Genomic DNA, 16,508 nt, shown 5'->3' with positions numbered 1-16,508 from the left:
CCCTACTGTTCCGCGCCGGTGCGCGCGAGCGCCCGGTACGCCTTGGTGGCGTCCTTGGCCTTGAGGTTCACGAACGCCGAGGTCACCCCGAGTGGCGCCGGGTATTGCTTGAGCGTCACGGGGCCGCGGACGACCTTGCCGTTGGTGACGTCACGCCAGGTTCCGGACGGCAGGAAGACGTCCCGGGTGGTGCCTTCGTCGAGCTTGGGCGCGGCCAGCACGGCCGGGCCGAGCATCCACTCGTCGGTGACCGTGTAACTCGCCTCGTCCCGAGGAAAGTCGAAGAACAGCGGCCGCATGATCGGATCACCGGTCTTCAGGGTGCTCTGCACCTGATCCCAGATGTACGGGGCAAGCTTCTCGTGCGTCTTGATCGCCTCCCGGTAGAGATCGACCGTCCCCCGGTCGTATCCGACCCACTGGCCGGTCGTCGCGTCCCGTACACCGGTCGGCGAGGTCGAGGCGTACATCAGCGGCGTCAGGGATGCCGCCTGCGCCCAGCGGACCAGGACCTCCTCGGTGGGCGGCGGGTAGCTGAGCGAGCCGCCGATCATGTCGGTCTCGACGAAGGGGTACCCGATCGTCGAGACGGCCAGGTTGGCCGAGACCGCGGCGCGCAGCCCCCCGAAGGTGGTGGGCTTGTCGGCCGTGCGAATGGCGAAGCCCTTGCTCTGCGCGGCGTTCCACGCGACCCGCAGCCCGGCCCCCTGCTGGTCGAACTCGTCCGCCAGCTCGGCGCCGTACTCCACGTAGTCGGCGCGGGTCGCCCCCGGATACGGGGCGCACCGGTCGTCGAAGAAGGCGGTGTCGAACTTGAACCCCGCCACCCCCGACTCGTTTGTCTGCGCCTTGAGATCGTCGGCGTACCACTGCCGCGCCGCGGGATTCGCCAAGTCGATCAACCCGGTCCGGCGGCCGTTCCACCACGTGAACAGGCACGGCTTGGACGGATCGGACGGGTCCTTCAGCAGATACCCGTTGTCGACGGCTTCGGAGAAGTTGGCGGCTGTCTCGGGCATGTAGAGGCCCGTCCACATACCGAGGTCGAAGCCGAGCCGGTCGAGTTGCCGGGACAGGGCGGGCAGATCGGGGAAGCGTTCGCCGAAGTCGGCGGCGATCACGCTCTCCTCGATCTGGAGAGCGTGCCCGCCGAGCCCGGCGCCGGCCAGTGCACGGGCCCAGGCGAGGACGTTCTCCTGGGTCTGCTCGCCGTAGAGCTGGGCCCAGGAGTTCCAGAGCGGGGTGGCGTACTGCTCGTAGGAGGTGTCGGAACGTTCGGGCCTGCCGACCAGTGCGATGTGGTCGCGGTACACCTCGGCGGGGGTGTCCTCGACGAACACCGTGGAGGCGGCGGGGCGTTCGCCGGTGACGGTGAACTCGCCGAGCCCGCTGCCGCCGGCGTTGATCCGCACGTCCATCGGGTCGTTCGTGTCCGCCCGCAGCCCGGTGGCGCTGGAGGTGTACCAGAAAGGGGAGACCACCTGGTAGGACGCCGGGCTGAACCCGGTGTCCACCACCTGCCCGGAGTCCAGCGGCCACGGCTGGACGGTCTGGTCGCTGTTCTCGCCGTGCCCGTACCAGTGCCCCGCGCTGTTCAGGTCGTACGCCGTGCTGAGCGCGTCGGCCCGGGCGCCCGACAGGGACCAGTTCATGTCGTACCGGTCTGAGCGCAGGGTGATCCGCAGATCCACGGTGACGCCCGGCAGGTCGGTGGCGGCGGTGACACGCAGGGCGTTGCCGTCACGCGTACTGCCGGTGACCTCCCGGACGATGTGCCAGTCGGCGCCGATCCGGAACCGGAACGCCGCGGGCGCGGTGGCCAGGACGGTCCGGCCCGCCCGCACGGTGGTGACGGTCAACCGGTCCGTGGCGACGCGCAGTTCGTAGGCGGGCGTCGCGAAGGTGACCGGCCCGGAGTCGGCAGCCGCCGGGGCCGTGCCGAGAAGCGGCGCGGCCAGGATCAGCGCCGCCGAGCCGCAGCGGACGGTCCGTCTCACCGTGGGCATCAGGCACCACCGCCGCCGCACGTCAGCTTGGACTCTGCCCAGTCGGCGTGGTCCGAGGAGACATCGCCGTCACCGTCGACCAGCAGGTCCAGCCAGCGGGCGCCGGTCACGTCCACGTCGATGCCGGTGCCGCCGTCGGAGCCGCCTACCACCGGGGTTGTGGTGAGGGAGCGGCCGTCGGCGATCACCTGGAAGGAGACGCTTCCGCCGTCGCCGACCTCGTCGTCCACTCCGGCGGTGGCGGTGAACCGGGTGCAGCCGCCGCCGAGATAGACCCGGATCTGGCTGTTCGCGTGAACGCCGAGGCCCTTGGTGTAGGTGGTGCCGCCGATGCTCAGGGGACGGCCGTCACCCGCCGCGTCCTCCCCGTTGGAGGCGTCCTTCTCGACCGGGCCCCAGCCATTGACCGCCTTGACCAGGGTCAGGTCGCTCACAAAGGCATCGGCGGACAGTCCGGGTGGCGGCACCTGCACGGCCCGTACACCGGTGACGGTGCCCGGACGGCCGGGCTGGACGAGCTTGGCGGCCGCGGTCAGGAGGGCGTAGTGGACCGGGTCGCCCGGCGGGGTGACGGTGTAGTCCGCGGTCACCGTGGCGCCGGGCCGGACCCGGTCGAAACGGGTGGTGCCGTCGGTGATGGCGGTCCAGCCGTCCGGGACCTTCAGGGCCAGCTCGACGTTCCGGGCGGTCGGCGCGTCCTTCGGCACGCTGAGGGTGACAGGGACCTTGGCTGCGGTGCCGGTGCCCAGGAACGGCTCGGCGTCCACGGTGACTTGAGCGCCTGCGGCCGGCATGGCGTACGTCTTGGCGTCGTACGAGGGAGCGGCCACCGTGCCGACCTTGATCCCGCCCGCCGAGGCGCCGAGGTCGACCAGCTTCGCCGAAGCCGGGCCCGCGCCGGCCTCGGTGGACCACACGGCCAGGGCGATGGTGTTGCCGCCCTGCTCGCGCAGGATGCCCTTGGGGACGACGAACCGTGTCTGGGGTCCGGTGTCGGGCAGGTAGCGGCCGATCAGCCAGCCGTTGACGAAGATCTCGGCGCGGTAGCCGGTGCCGCCGCCCGCGGTCTCGGCCAGGTCCAGCGCGATCGCGTTGTCCTGGCCCTGCGGCAGGTCGAGCCGTGCGGAGGTGCGGTACCAGCGCACGCCGGGCCCGCTCTTCCCGGTCTGCTCGGAGAGGGTGGTGCTCTTCCAACCGCTGTCGGAGTATCCGGGCAGCGACCAGCCGGCCCGCTCCCCGTAGAGCCCGCCGTTGTTGTACGGGCCCCGGGCGGTGTCGACGGGGTCCTCACCGCCCCGGCTGCCCTGGATCTTCCAGGTGAGGGTGGAGGCGCCGCCGATCACCTCGGCGCCGAGCAGTCCGCGCGGCTCCTTCGAGTAGTCGTGGCCCCATTCCTCGTTGTGGCCCGCGTTCTCCACGAGGACGGAGAGGACGTTGTCCGTGCTGTCACCGCCGGCCCTCAGCGTGTCCGCCGGGATGTCGAAGGTGTGCGCGCCGTCGCCGGAGCTGCCGAGGTAGCGGCCGTTGAGCCAGACCGCGTACTGGCCGGTCGGGCCGGTGTTGGCGGTGAGTGCGAGCGCGGTCGCCTTACCCGTGCTCTTGAACCGGCCGCGGTACCAGACGTTGCCGTGGTGGTAGCCGTACTCGTCCATCGCGAGGACCGGCAGCGCCCCTGCCAGGTCCGGGTTGTTGGCGGTGAGGTGGTCGGCGGTGGTCCAGGTGGCGTCGTCGAAGTGCGGGGCGGACTCCGGTGCCTCCTCCTTGTACTTCCATGTCGTCAGCCTGGGCAGCTCGACGGGGCGCGGCGCCTTGGTGACGGTGACCGTGCTGCCGTTCCAGGTCACCTTCTTGGCGTCCGCGATGACCTCGATCTTCGCGGCCTTGGTGGAGTCGCCGGTCAACTTCAGGGTGCCGCGCGCCAGTTCGGCCGTACGGACGAGGGACGGTCCGCGTACCAGGACCGGGCCCGCGGCGGTGTCCTGCCGCCACCAGTGGGCGGTCTCGGCGGTGTCGGCGATCAGCATTTCCAGGCCGTTCACCAGCACCCGGGCCAGCCCCTTGTGGGTGTAGTTCAGCCGCAGGTCACCTCGTTCGGCGTCCCAGGCGGTGGTGACGTCGCCGTCGAGGACGGTGACGTCGGGCCGCTCCGCATACCGCAGCACGGTCTCGCCGGCCTCGCCCGCACGCCCGTACAGCAGCGCCACCTCCCGGTCGCCGATCCGGGCGTGCGTCATGATCTCCGAGGTGGAGTAGACGAGCCGCTGGCTCTCGCTCAAGTCGTAGCCCGCTACCAGGAGTTTGGCGTCCCGGCCGTCGACGGTGATCGTGCCCTGCTGCGGTACGCGCGGGTACTCGCCGTCCGCGCCCTTCAGCGACAGGGTCGTCTCGTCCTTGTCCTTCACGCGGGTGTCGGCGTGCCGGACGGTGAAGAACTGGGTGCCGTCGTCCGGATTGACGCGCCGGTCGATGCGCAGCGCGTCGTCGGACGGGGCGGGGGCCTCGGCCTTGTCGGTGCGTGCCAGCGAGGTGACAGAGTTGACCATGTAGCCGAGGCGCTTGAACTCCTGGTATTTCTCCGTCAGTTGGCGGGACTCGTTGATCGGGGCCCCGTAGTCGTACGACGTGTAGACCGCGTTGGGGTCGGCGAGCCAGCCCCAGTTGGTGCCGCCGTACGTCATGTAGAAGGACTGGCCGCTCACCCCGGCGGCGATGTTCATCTTGCTGAACACCCGGGTGAAGTCGGTGCCGGTGAGCTTCGCGCAGTCCTGGTATCCGGTGCCGCCCCAGGGGTCGAACGCGCCGCCCTGTGCCTCCGGGATGATCAGCGGAGACTCGGGCTTCCACTCGTTGACGTACGAATAGTCGGGCAGGTTCTTCCAGCTGTCGGGGTCCTTGCAGTCGAAGCCCTGCGGGTAGGCGTCGAAGCCGTAGATGTCGGGGGCGCCCTTGCCGCTCACCCAGTTCTTGTTGGCGCCACCGTCGTTGACGAAGGTCGGCACATCGATGCCGTCCTGCTTCGCCCAGTCGATGAGGGTCTGCATGTAGTCGGCATCGTGACGGCCGCCCTGGTACTCGTTCTCGACCTGGTAGAGGATCACCGACCCGGTGCCACGGGTGAGTTGGTGCCGGGCGATGATCGGGTTGATCCGGCTCATCCACTCCCGGGCCGCCTTCAGGTACTCCGGCTCGGAGGTGCGGTTCACCCCGGCCTGGGTCTTCCGCCAGGCGGGCATGCCCCCGCCGGAGACCTCCGCGTTGATGTACGGGCCCGGCCGGGCGATCACATACAGACCCGCACGCTCGGCCTCGTCGAGCAGTCGCTCCACGTCACGGGTGCCGGTGAAGTCGTACGAACCCGGCTTGGCCGAGTGGTAGCCCCAGTCGAAGTAGAGCGAGACCGCGTTGAACCCGCCTGCCTTGATCTTCTGCAGTACGTCGCGCCACGCGTCGGGGCTGGGCAGCCGGAAGTAGTGGAACTCTGCGCCCCAGATGTACAGGGGTTTGCCGTCGACCTGCACGGCGTACTGGTCGTAGGTGACGGTGTGCCGACCCTGACCCGGGGGCTGGGTCCGGTCCTGGGTCTGGGGCTGAGCCTGGGCCGGGGCCTTCGGCTGCACCCGGGCCGGTGTCGCGGCGCCCGCGCTGGTCAGGGGCATGACACTCAGACCAGTCAGCGCTCCGGCGAGCAGCAGAGATCTCCACTTGCCCCTCCTGACGCCAGTCATGGCGGCCGTCATGACGTCAGCCCCTTCACGACGGCCGCCCGCGCGGTCTCGATGTCGTTGACGTCCTTCGTCCGGCCGTCGAGGTTCCGCGTCGCGGTGGTGAGTGCCTCGGTCAGGGCTTCGCTGTCGGCGCCCCCGCCGCTCTTCTTTCGCAGCTGCGTGATGAGTTCGAAGTCCTCGATGCCCTCCTTCAACTGCTCCCAGCGGATGCTGGACATCGGGCCGTCCTTGCCCGGGTAGACCAGATACTCGTCGCCCTGCGTGAAGATGTGGACCGGCTGCTTGAAGGGGTCGCTGGTCCAGCTGTTGTACGACCAGCGCAGGAAGCCGTCCAGATTCCGCTGGGCGGAGATCCACGGCAGCATCCGCGACTCGACGGCGGGCGAGTACGAGAACGTGTTGGGATGGGCCGGCGAGCCGTACACGTAGAAGGTCGTGGTCTTGCCGGCCTCGCGCCGCTGTGCCACCTTCTCCTTCGTCATCGCGTCGATGCCGCCCCAGTCGACGGACAGGTTGGACGCGACGCGTTCGGTGCTGATCGAACCGGCCACGGAGATACGGTCGTCGAAGGCCGGCGCGACCTCGTGGACGAAGTCCTTGACGACCGTCATCGTGGCGATGGGCCGCTCGTCGAAGGACAGCCAGGTGTCCTCCAGCAGACCCTTCGCCTTCAGATGCTTCTCGAAGGCGGGCAGGAACGCTCCCCATGCCTCCCGCCAGCGGCCCCCGCCCAGATCGACGTTCTCCCGGACGGTTTTGCCGGTGCGGGTGTCCGTGTAGGTGAGGTGCTCCTGGTCCTGGAACGCCAGCATGGAGAACGCGCCGATGTCGGGCCCGAGACCGGCACGCTGGGCGGTCCTGACGTACTTGTCCCAGCGGTCGAAGTCGAAGGAGAACTTCTTTCCGTTCCAGGTCCAGCCCACCATGCTGGTGTACGGCGTGGCGGTCTGCGACTCCCGGGTGCCGAGTGACCACTGGTGGTGCCACGGGTTGTCGACGACGGTGGTGTTGATGACCTTCTGGCCGCGCGACGCCAGGTCACGGTCGTACTTGTCGATCAGTTTCCAGTGCTGGTCGGACCAGAGTTTGACACCGTGGTTCTTGGCCATGGTCTCCGGCTGCGCCCATACGTCGAGGAAGAAGTCGTAGTCCTTCGGGTCGGGCACACTCGTGTCCGCGACCTCGATGGTCAGCGGGTAGGTGGTCCGGGTACGGCCGTCCGCCTCGACCTTCACCGTGCCGGTGTAGGTGCCGGGCCTGGCCCTCTCAGGTATCTGGAAGGTGAACCACAGCGGCTGCGCGGCGTACGCGGATACGTCCACGGAGTTCCGCTCGTCGAGCGCGTCGCCGACCACGTCGGGGTTACGGTCGCCGGACACTTCCTTGCCGGAACTGACCTGGTCGATGGTGGCGGACCAGTCGACCTCGCTCTTGGAGCGCTGCACGGGCACGTACTTGACGAACCGGACCTGGGCGTCGTCACCGGACAGCTTCGCGCCGCCCGGTCCGGTGAGGTCGCCGACCACGGCCTTGACGTCGTCGAGGTCCCGGCCGGAGGCGATCGCCAACTGCGCCGAGACCTGCTCGTTGCGCACCGCGGAGAGCTTGAGCTCCTTGGTGTCCTTGCCCTGGATGGCGGTCATCGGGTAGCGCGGGACCCGCTCCTCCGCGGAGCCGGCGAAGGAGCCGGAGGGAACCCAGGTGATGGTGTCCCTGGTGCCCATGGCGTCGGCGACCTTGGCGGTCAGCCAGGTGGTGGTGGCCTTGGAATTGAGGTCGGTGCCGGTGGTAGCCGTACCGGTGACGGCTATCGCGGTGGCGCTCGCGGCCACGACGACGCCCGCGACGAAGCCGGCGACAACTGAGGACGTACGTGCCATGGGGGCGGGTTCCCTCTCTCACGGGTCTCACGGGTCTCACGGGTCTCACGGACGTGCGGGCCGGCCCCCGCGCCGGTGGGTTCAGTGGTGCGGGGGATCAGGGGCGCTACGAGTTCAGTGGCGCTGCGAGTTCAGGAGGTGACGGAGAAGCCGCTGAAGACGGCCTCGATGTTCTCGCCGGGATAGTTGGCGTTGGCCGCACCGGCGACCATTCCGGCGTCACCGGTACCGGCGGCCGACGGCACCTCGGCGGTACCGACCTTCGACCAGGTCCCGCCGTCCTTGCTCGCGTACGCGGTGTAGGTGGCGCCGTCCCGGGTCAGCTTGAGATACGCCGGGTGGTAGGTGGAGCCGCCACCCGCCCAGGTGTCGAGCTTGCCGTCGCCGTCGCTGTCGGTCATGAACTCCAGGCCGTACCGCTCGGTCATGGCCAGCACCGCGTAACCGCCCTTTTCCGGCGCGGTCAGGTCGTTGGCCAAGGCGACACCGGCCTTGCCGACCGGTGAGGCACTGCTCTGGGAGACCAGCTGGGCCTGCACGGTGGCCTTCTCCCCCGCCGCGTCGTCGCGGTAGATGACGCCCTTCTCGTCCTTCCAGCCGGACAGGTCCTGTCCGCCCGCCCAGATGGCGAACTGGTCGCCTGCCTGGGCGTACCGGGCGTCCTCGGAGGTGGTGTCGGTCGTCAGGTACGGGTCCCGCACACTGCCCGGGGCGGCCCTCACCCGCGCCTGCACGGTGTCGGAGGCCTTCTGCGATCCGTTGTGTCCGCCGTAGCCGTTGTAGGTGACGGTGCCGGTGAGGTCGTGGTTTCCCCATCGGGCGTCGTCGGCCGGGGTCACCGTCCATGTGGTGGTGAGGGTGGCTCCGTTTCTGAGGGACTTCGCGGTGGCCGGTCCGGTCGCCCTGGCACTCCAGCCGTCGGGCAGGTCCAGTTCCGCCTTGGCGTTCTTGAGGGTCCGGGTGCCCCAGTTGGTCGCCTCCGTGGTCACCTCGAACGGTGTGCCGGAGTCGGTGGACGGGGCGTCCGGGGTGATCAGGACGGAGGCGGCCGGAGCGTCGTCGCGCTTGAGCGCCTTGAGGGCCTTGGCGGCCCCCTTGGCCTTGAGGTCGACGAAGGCCGGGGTGACACCGAGCGGCGCCGCGTACCCCTTGAGGGTCTTGGGCCCACGGATCACGGTGCCCTGGTTCACGTCGTACCACGTGCCCGGCGGCAGGTGGACGGAGCGGGTGGCGCCGGTGCTCAGCTTGGGCGCGGCCAGTACGGCCGGGCCGAGCATCCACTCGTCGGTGACCGTGTAACTCGCCTCGTCCTTCGGGAAGTCGAAGAACAGCGGTCGCATGATCGGATCGCCGGTCTTCAGGGTGCTCTGCACCTGGTCCCAGATGTAGGGGGCGAGCTTTTCGTGGCTCTCGATCGCCTCCCGGTAGAGGCCGACCGTCTGCTGGTCGTAGTCCACCTTCTGCCCGGTTGTGGTGTCGTTGGTGTCCACCGGCGAGGTCGAGGCGTACATCAACGGCATCAGCGAGGCGGATTGCGCCCACCGCACCAACACGTCCTTCGACGGTGCCGGCTGGCCACCGGAGCCACCGATCATGTCGGACTCGACGAACGGATAGCCGACGGTGGAGATGGCCAGGTTCTGGGTGGCGGAGGCACGCAGCGAGTCCCAGCCGGTGCCCTTGTCGATCTGGCGGGTGACGAAGCCCGCCTCATGGGCCGTCCGGTTCCAGTGCACCCGGATTCCGGCGCCCTGGAGGTCGAACTCATCGGCGAGCTGTGTGCCGAGCTTCTGGTAGTCCGTGGCCTGGTGGCCCTCGCGCGGCGCGCACTTCTCGTCGAAGAAGCGGGTGTCGAACTTCAGCCCGTCGATGTCGTACGTGTCCATCAATTTCTTGAGGTTGCCCTCGTACCAGGCCTTGGCGTCGGGGTTGGCCAGGTCGATGATCCCGGCCTGGCCGTTCCACCAGGTCACTTCACACGGCTTGCTCGTCTCCTTGGCGTCCATGAGCAAGTAGCCGTGGTCGACCGCGTACTGGTAGTTGTCGGAGTCCAGGTTGATCCACAGGGTGACCCAGATACCGAAGTCGAACCCCATCTCGTGGATCTTGTCGGACAGGCCCTTGGGATCGGGGAAGGTCTTGGGATCCCACGTCAGATTGCCGTAGTTCGACTCCCACTTGTCGTCGAGCTGGATGGTGTGCCCGTCCAGCCCGTTGTCGTGGAGGTCGGTGGCGTAGTCGAGAAGTTTCTCCTGGTCGACCTTGGTGTAGAACTGCGCCCAGGAATTCCACAGCGGCTTGGCGTACTGCTCGTACGTGGCGTCGCTCTTGGCCGGCTTGCCGACGATGCCGATGTAGTCGCGGTAGACGTCGAGCGGGGTCGACTCGACGAACACCGTGGCCTTGTAGGTGCCGGGCGACTCGACGGCGAAGGTGCCCAGGCCGTCCTTGCCCTTGTTGAGCGCCACGTCCATGACGTCTCCGGTGTCGACGCGCAGACCGGTCGACCTGGAGGTGTACCAGAACGGGTCGATCATGTTGTACGACGCCGGCCCGAAGGCCTTGTGGTCGACCTCACCGGCGTCGAGCGGCCAGGGCTGGTTGACGCCGGGACCACCCTGCGGGGTCTCGGCCTCGCCGTGGCCGTACCAGTGGCCGGCCGACGACAGGTCGTAGGCGAGGCCCAGTCGGTCGGGGCTGCCGCCTTCGACGTCCCAGTCCAGTTGGTAGCGGTCGGCCTCGGGCTCGAGCCGGGCCGTGACGGTGGCGCCGTCGAGGGTGGTGTCGGTGGTGAGGGTGAGGACGCCGCCCTGCCACGTCCAGTCGGTGACCGCGGTGGCGTGCTCCCACTTCCCGCCGGAGCGGAAGCGGAGCCCTCCGCCATCGCCCGCGGTGTCGAGCACGGTTTTTCCGGAGCGCTCGGTGGTGAGGGCGAGTTCGCCGGTGGCGATGTCGACGGTGTAGCCAGGTGCGCCCTTGGTGCCCGGCACGGACATGGTGAGGCCGTCCGCGCTCCGGGTCACCTTCGGCCGGTCGGCGGTGGCCGCCCGGGCCTCGTTGATGAGGGGTCCGGCAACGGGCGGTACGAGCGTCAGGGCCAGCGCGGCGGCCAACAGCGTGCCGGGACCACGGGACTTGCACCGTCTGAGCGGTTTGATGCGCACTCACGTCCTCCTGCTGGGCGGGGCGTTGCTTCGCGGAGCGGTACGGCGTACGGCGAGATCATGCTCATTTCTGCTCATGTTCTGGCCACAAACGTCACCTGTCAACATCCACTTCCATGATTTCTCGGCCACATCTCAGACCACGAACGGCCTCGCGATGCCGTTGCCGGACCGGGTTCGCGCCCGTGACAGCATGCGCGACCTGCTGAGCATGACGACGATTACTGCTCGAAGTTAGCTCATTTCGAGCAGAAAAAATCACTAGGTTGCAGCGAAGTTGATTCCTCGTAGAACGGCACCTCATCGGTATCGCAGCTCCTGGCCGACCACGCGCAGTACGAAGGCGCCCAGTACGGCCTGCCGTTCGTCTCCGGCGCGCGGCTCTTCTTCCGCTCAGGCCCGAACGATCTCCACGCCCGCCGCGGCGAACGGCTCGGTCAGCTCCGGGCCCGCCGCCTTGTCGGTCACCAGCACATGAACGTCTTCCACCGGGCAGATCCGGGCGAAGGCCCGCCGACCCAGTTTGGAGGAGTCCGCGACCACGATCACCCGTTCGGCGCGGCAGGCCAGCGCCCGATTTATGCCGGCCTCGCCCTCGTCCCGGGCCGTCGCCCCGTGCCGGACGTCGAGCGCGTCCACGCCGATGAAGACATGGTCGAGCGTGATCTGCGCGAGCATCTCCGTGGCAAGCGGTCCGGTGAGCTCGTACGAGGCCGGGCGGGCAACTCCCCCGGTGACGACGACCTTCACATGACGGCGTACGACCAACTCGTTGGCGATGTTCAGCGCGTTGGTGACGACCGTCAGCGAGGGCCCGGCGCCCTCCGTTCTCAGCTCGGGCCTGATGGCCAGCGCCCGGGCGACCGCGGTGGTCGTGGTGCCGCCGTTCAGACCCACCACGGCACCCGCCTTCACCAGCCCCGCCGCCACGCCGGCGATCCGCTCCTTCTCCGGGGCCTTGCGCGCGGCCTTGTAACGGAGCGGCAGGTCGTACGCGATGGCGTTGATCAGGGCCCCGCCGTGGGTACGGGTGACCATCTGCTGGCGCGCCAGCTCATCCAGATCGCGTCGGATCGTGGCCGTGGACACCTGCAGTGCTTCCGCGGCGGCCTCCACCTCGATCCGCCCGTCGCGCGTCAGCATGTCAAGCAAGGCACTCCATCTGTCCTGCGGTGCCGGCATGCGCCCTCCCCTGTCCGTGGTGTGCGGACCCGTGAAAGCACGAGCCGTGTCCGATTCTCGCGTCGACGGCCGCGGCCTGTACCAGGAGGGCTTCGACGCCATGGACGCCGTCGGGCTCGACTTCAGTGAGATCGTCGGGAACACCGGCCCCGGCAACGCAGACGGCTCCCTCCCGCGCTCTCGGCATCCAGCGCCACGCCGTCGGCGCAGACTTCCACCGCGCTCTGCAACTCCTCGACCTGCTGACCGCCGCCCAGTCCGTGGCCGGTCCGTGGCCCGGTCCGTGGCCGCGCACGGCCAGGAAATGCAGGTGCCGAAGATGATCAGGAAGAAGGTGGCGTGGTCGAGCCGCCCCGACGTCACCAGAGGCAATGACCACGCACTGCCTCAGGCCGCGGGCGCGCCGGACACTTCGGCGGCGCGGCGGTGTCCGGCGTTGATGCGCTGGGCTTCCTCGAGTTGGTCTTCGAGGATGACGATGCGGCAGGCGGCTTCGATGGGCGTGCCGCGGTCGACGAGTTCGCGGGCGCGGGCCGCGATGCGCAGTTGGTAGCGGGAGTAGCGGCGGTGGCCGCCCGCGGAGCGGAGCGGGGTGATGAGGCGGGCATCTCCGATCGCCCGGAGGAAGCCCTGGGTGGTGCCGAGCATCTCGGCGGCCCGGCCCATCGTGTAAGCGGGATAGTCATCGTCGTCAAGACGTCCGAACACGTCGCCTGCTGTCATTGCACCTCTCTGTGGAACGCGTGGAGGGGCCCTGGTGCCATGTGGCACCAGGGCCCCGAAGGAACTGCTACACCATCTGCCGGCCCCAGTGCTGCGCCGGCCTTCTGTTTCCGCGGACCCGGCCTGAATGCTGTCGGGGTTGCGGGGATCGCGGTTGCTCGACCGGAGACCACCTCACTATCGATGTCCTGCGGTACCCGGGCCCAAGACTTCCGCCCGGGCGATCCTGATGGCGCCTGGCTCCTCCGTTCTTTCCCTCTAACCGAATTACCTGCCAAGCGGGAACTGCGTACTGCTGGTGTTGCGTAGTGCACTTACTGAACTGCTTTTCGGTACTGCTCACGGCGGCCCCTGATCACTGCGGGCCACCCGGTCCGGTCGTCAGTCCCGTCGCCGTCCTGCAACCACCCTGGCTTCGGAACTCCACCACCGCACCGCCCTGCGAACTGCACTTGCTGGTACTTCTGCTGCTGGTACTTCTGCCCGGCAGTTCGTCCCTGCCGGGCCTCGCTCGATCTCGACTACGAGAGAAACCATAACCACACCATCGCCCAATGTCTACTCCGGCCAACATAGATTTCCGGGAGCCAGAAGGAGAGATGGTCGAGCCCGGCCGCAGAAGGGGCACGCGGGCCAGGACGCGACGGGCGGCGCCTCGTCACGGCTGGTCAGACCTGGACCAGTCCGCCGTCGACGAAGTGTTCGGCGCCGGTGACGAAGGAGCTTTCGGGTCCGGCGAGGAAGGCGGCGAGTGCGGCGACCTCCTCGGGGCGGCCCATGCGCCGCAGCGGGATGTTCGCGGCCAGCGCACCGTGGAAGTCCTGCGTGCTCTGGCCGAGCCGGCCGGCGATGCGGTCGATGGCGGGGGTGGCGATGGGGCCGGGCGTGATGACGTTGACGCGGATGCCGCGCGGGGCCAGTTCCGCGGCCCAGGTCCGGCCCAGGCTGCGTACGGCGGCCTTGGAGGCGGCGTATACGCCCATCCGGTCGGCGCCCTGGTGGATGGTGGAGGACGCCAGCAGGATCACCGAGGCGGGCTCGGCGAGCAGGGGCAGCGACTTCTGCACGGTCAGCAGACTGCCTTTGGTGTTGACGCCGAAGACGAAGTCGAACTGCTCGTCCGTGACGTCCTGGAGGCGGGCGCCGTCGCCCAGGCCGGCGTTGGCCACGACGGCGTCGAGCCGGTGTCCGTCGGCGCGGATGACGTCCATGACACGGTCGAGGTCGGCGGCGCGGGAGACATCGGCCGGCACGGCGACCGCATCGGGACCGATGGCCTCCGCTGCGGCTTCGAGCTCGTCCTTGCGGCGGCCGGTCAGGTAGACGCGGGCGCCGTCGTCGGCGAAGCGCTGGGCGATGGCCCGGCCGATTCCGCTGGAGGCTCCGGTGACGAGGGCGGTCTTTCCGTTCATGGGGAGCATGGCACCTAATCCAATCGAGATGGCAACGGCGTTTGCGCTGCTCATGTGCCATTGCCGGGACAGGCGATCGATGTTCTTGACCGTCTCGTCCAGAACGTAGTCGGTTATGGACGAGGTAGTCAAGAACTGCTATCGTCCGAGCATGGCACGACCCCGAAACTTCGATGAGGACGAGGTGCTGCGCGCCGCCAGGGACCAGTTCTGGTCGACCGGATACGCGGCGGCGCGGGTGGACGACATCGCCGCCGCCACCGGCCTGGGCAAGGGCAGCCTCTACGGCGCTTTCGGCGACAAGCACCAGCTGTTCCTGCGTACGTACGCCGACCACTGCGCCGGGCTGGTCGAGGCCGTGCGCCGGGCGCTCGACGGTCCGGACACCGATGCCTACGAACGGCTGCGCGCGCATGTGATGAAGGTGGCCGAGGCCACCGCCTCGGACGTCTGCCGACGGGGCTGCCTGCTCGCCAAGGGCGCCGCCGAGCTGTCGGAGCAGGACCCGGCCGTCGCAGCGACGGCCCGCCGGACGTTCACGGCCATCGAGGAACTGATCACCGCCTGCGTCGCGGGAGCGCAACGCGCGGGCGATATCGCGCCGGACGCAGACCCCGCCCGGCTCGCCGGGCTCCTGCTGGCCGTGCTGCGCGGCATCGAAGCGCTGGGCAAAGGCGGCAGCAGCCCCGGCTCACTTCGCGTAATCGCTGAAACGGCCCTGGCGGTCCTGCCACGACCGTAGAGCGACCGAGACCGCCCAGCCCACCCAGCCCGCCCTCAGTCAGGTTGAAAACAGCTCATCACCCGGCACACCCGCGCCACGCCTCTGGAACCGGGCACCGCGGTGGCCGAAGTGCGTCGGCAACCCCTCGGCCCCGGGGTGCGCCCATGGGCCGCGGTGCGCGTCATCGCAGGGCAGCTGCCCGTGCGAGCAGGGCCGCTGTGGCTCGGTGACGGCGGTGGGGGTGCAGGAGTCGGCGCAGGGTGTGGAGGCGGCGGACGGCCCTGGCGGAGTGAAGGCCGGCGCAGGTGTCGAGGAAGAGGTCCCAGTGCTTCAACGCCGCCTCCAACTGCCCCTGACTCAACAGGGTTTCGGCGAGGCTGGCCCGGGTGAGAGCCTCGGCGTGACGCTCTTCGGGGGTCCGGACACGCAGCGAGGAGGCCAGGGCGCTGACCGCGGCGGCGCGATCGCCGAGCGTGGCCAGGGTCTGGGCGCGCTGGTAGTGCAGGGCACCGAGGGAGTAGGCGGTGAACGGGCCGGGGGCGGCGGTGGCCTGGTCATGGTGGCGCTCTGCCACGGTGAGCGCGGCCAGCGCGGCATGCCGGTCGTGGTGCGCCTGCATGACGGACAGGTGAGCCTGGGTGTAGGCCCGCACTATCGATGGGGCGTGGCGGGCGGCGGCGGCGGCCCGCTCGGCCAGGCTGAAAACGGCCGGCGCGTGGTGCCCCAGGCTGTGGGCGTGGGTGGACAGGGTGCGCAGGGCGATGGCATAGGTCGCCGGGTCGTGGCTCTCGGCGGCCAGTTGGATGGCGGTGCGGTGGTAGTGCTGGGCAAGGCTGTCGGCGCCGTCGTCGGCGCACATGCCGCCCAGGAGCAACGTGAGTTGAGCGGTCCCGGTCAGCAGACTCCGGTGCAGTGAATCGGGTGCGGGGGCGTACAGATAGCCCGCGACGTCGTGGCGGAGGTAGGCAGTCAGCGCGGTGCGTACGTGGCCCCCGCCATGAACCGCGGCGACCTGGGCGAAGGCGGTGGCCATGGTCTGCATCTGCTCGGCGTGCTCCGCTCCGGCCGGACTCACCGCGATCCCAGAAGCGGATGACGGCCGATCGGCCAGTGCCCGCCGGCGGGGGACGAAGGCGTCGGGGACAGTCAGCGCGGTCAGCCTGTAGAGCCCGGAGCTCAACAGGCGGCGGCGCGTGGGATCGAGATCCGTATCGGTGAGCGCGGACAGTTTCTGCAGCGGGTCGGCCTCCCAGGACAGCTCGAGGGTGGGCGCCGGTGCGCGGCTCAGGCCCGCCTCGACCGCGGTGACGGGTCGCCCCAGCTTCCGGGAGAGGGCTTCCAGGATGAAGGTCGCGGCGGGAGGACGAGGCTGAGCGCCGGACAGCCAGCGGGAGGCCGCGGAGGCGTCGCAGGCGGAGGAATGCCCGTGTTCGGCGGCCACCGCACGGACGGCGGAGGCAAAGCGGGCTCCGCTCCAGTCGGCTTCGTCGAGCAGGAGTCGCAGCCGGGCATTGGGGGTGTGGGGCACCGCTTTCCTCGCATGGGCTAGGCGGACGGACCGCACCGCCCGCCCGGATTTCACAAACGCACAAACTGTCCGCGTCCGCACGACGCTCACTGACCCGCCCCCCTGTGCGGGCCAGGCCGCCGACGGTTAACTGACTACGTACCCAACGGCCGCCGGGCTCTAAT

Annotated in this window: 9 protein-coding genes; 1 reads left to right on the top strand and 8 read right to left on the bottom strand. The window is 69.3% G+C overall.

The genetic code is table 11. The features are described 5' to 3' along the window. Positions 1-2 precede the first annotated feature (2 nt). The 7 genes from AB0D14_RS26390 to AB0D14_RS26360 all read right to left on the bottom strand — a co-directional run bounded on the left by AB0D14_RS26390 (position 3) and on the right by AB0D14_RS26360 (position 14,101). Positions 3-2,006, bottom strand: a complete 2,004-nt coding sequence (locus AB0D14_RS26390; protein ID WP_362783515.1) for a glycoside hydrolase family 31 protein — start codon at positions 2,004-2,006, stop codon at positions 3-5. Then, positions 2,006-5,743, bottom strand: coding sequence for a beta-galactosidase (locus AB0D14_RS26385; RefSeq protein ID WP_362783512.1), 3,738 nt, complete (start codon positions 5,741-5,743; stop codon positions 2,006-2,008). Before AB0D14_RS26385 ends, AB0D14_RS26390 begins: the two co-directional genes overlap by 1 nt. Continuing rightward, positions 5,740-7,611 (bottom strand): glycoside hydrolase domain-containing protein, encoded by a 1,872-nt coding sequence (locus tag AB0D14_RS26380; RefSeq protein ID WP_362783509.1) that lies wholly within the window; start codon positions 7,609-7,611, stop codon positions 5,740-5,742. Before AB0D14_RS26380 ends, AB0D14_RS26385 begins: the two co-directional genes overlap by 4 nt. 131 nt (positions 7,612-7,742) lie before the next feature. Then, entirely contained in the window at positions 7,743-10,607 is a 2,865-nt protein-coding gene (locus tag AB0D14_RS26375; protein WP_362783678.1) for a TIM-barrel domain-containing protein, read from the bottom strand. Positions 10,608-11,168: 561 nt separating this feature from the next. Next, positions 11,169-11,957 carry a DeoR/GlpR family DNA-binding transcription regulator gene (locus AB0D14_RS26370; RefSeq protein WP_362783506.1) on the bottom strand — a complete coding sequence of 263 codons (789 nt, stop codon included), beginning with the start codon at positions 11,955-11,957 and terminating at the stop codon, positions 11,169-11,171. Between the two features lie 387 nt (positions 11,958-12,344). Then, positions 12,345-12,680, bottom strand: a complete 336-nt coding sequence (locus AB0D14_RS26365; protein ID WP_362783504.1) for a MerR family transcriptional regulator — start codon at positions 12,678-12,680, stop codon at positions 12,345-12,347. A 668-nt stretch (positions 12,681-13,348) separates the two neighbouring features. Then, positions 13,349-14,101 (bottom strand): SDR family oxidoreductase, encoded by a 753-nt coding sequence (locus AB0D14_RS26360; RefSeq protein WP_362783501.1) that lies wholly within the window; start codon positions 14,099-14,101, stop codon positions 13,349-13,351. A 142-nt stretch (positions 14,102-14,243) separates the two neighbouring features. Between AB0D14_RS26360 and AB0D14_RS26355 the strand changes: the two genes are divergently transcribed. Beyond that, entirely contained in the window at positions 14,244-14,834 is a 591-nt protein-coding gene (locus tag AB0D14_RS26355; RefSeq protein ID WP_362783498.1) for a TetR/AcrR family transcriptional regulator, read from the top strand. A 163-nt stretch (positions 14,835-14,997) separates the two neighbouring features. On the opposite strand, the gene AB0D14_RS26350 is transcribed toward AB0D14_RS26355, so the two are convergent. Next, entirely contained in the window at positions 14,998-16,344 is a 1,347-nt protein-coding gene (locus AB0D14_RS26350; protein ID WP_362783496.1) for a hypothetical protein, read from the bottom strand. Positions 16,345-16,508 lie beyond the last annotated feature (164 nt).

It is taken from the genome of Streptomyces sp. NPDC048484, from assembly GCF_040651415.1.
In the GTDB taxonomy this organism is placed as follows: domain Bacteria; phylum Actinomycetota; class Actinomycetes; order Streptomycetales; family Streptomycetaceae; genus Streptomyces.
This window is presented reverse-complemented; position numbering and strand designations above follow the sequence as displayed.

What these genes read in the sequence shown, in the direction of transcription:
- AB0D14_RS26390 (WP_362783515.1), bottom strand. Translation starts at nt 2,006, where the DNA reads ATGCCCACGGTGAGACGGACCGTCCGCTGCGGCTCGGCGGCGCTGATC.
- AB0D14_RS26375 (WP_362783678.1), bottom strand. Translation starts at nt 10,607, where the DNA reads ATGTCCGTGCCGGGCACCAAGGGCGCACCTGGCTACACCGTCGACATC.
- AB0D14_RS26355 (WP_362783498.1), top strand. Translation starts at nt 14,244, where the DNA reads ATGGCACGACCCCGAAACTTCGATGAGGACGAGGTGCTGCGCGCCGCC.
- AB0D14_RS26365 (WP_362783504.1), bottom strand. Translation starts at nt 12,680, where the DNA reads ATGACAGCAGGCGACGTGTTCGGACGTCTTGACGACGATGACTATCCC.
- AB0D14_RS26380 (WP_362783509.1), bottom strand. Translation starts at nt 7,611, where the DNA reads ATGGCACGTACGTCCTCAGTTGTCGCCGGCTTCGTCGCGGGCGTCGTC.
- AB0D14_RS26370 (WP_362783506.1), bottom strand. Translation starts at nt 11,957, where the DNA reads ATGCCGGCACCGCAGGACAGATGGAGTGCCTTGCTTGACATGCTGACG.
- AB0D14_RS26360 (WP_362783501.1), bottom strand. Translation starts at nt 14,101, where the DNA reads ATGCTCCCCATGAACGGAAAGACCGCCCTCGTCACCGGAGCCTCCAGC.
- AB0D14_RS26385 (WP_362783512.1), bottom strand. Translation starts at nt 5,743, where the DNA reads ATGACGGCCGCCATGACTGGCGTCAGGAGGGGCAAGTGGAGATCTCTG.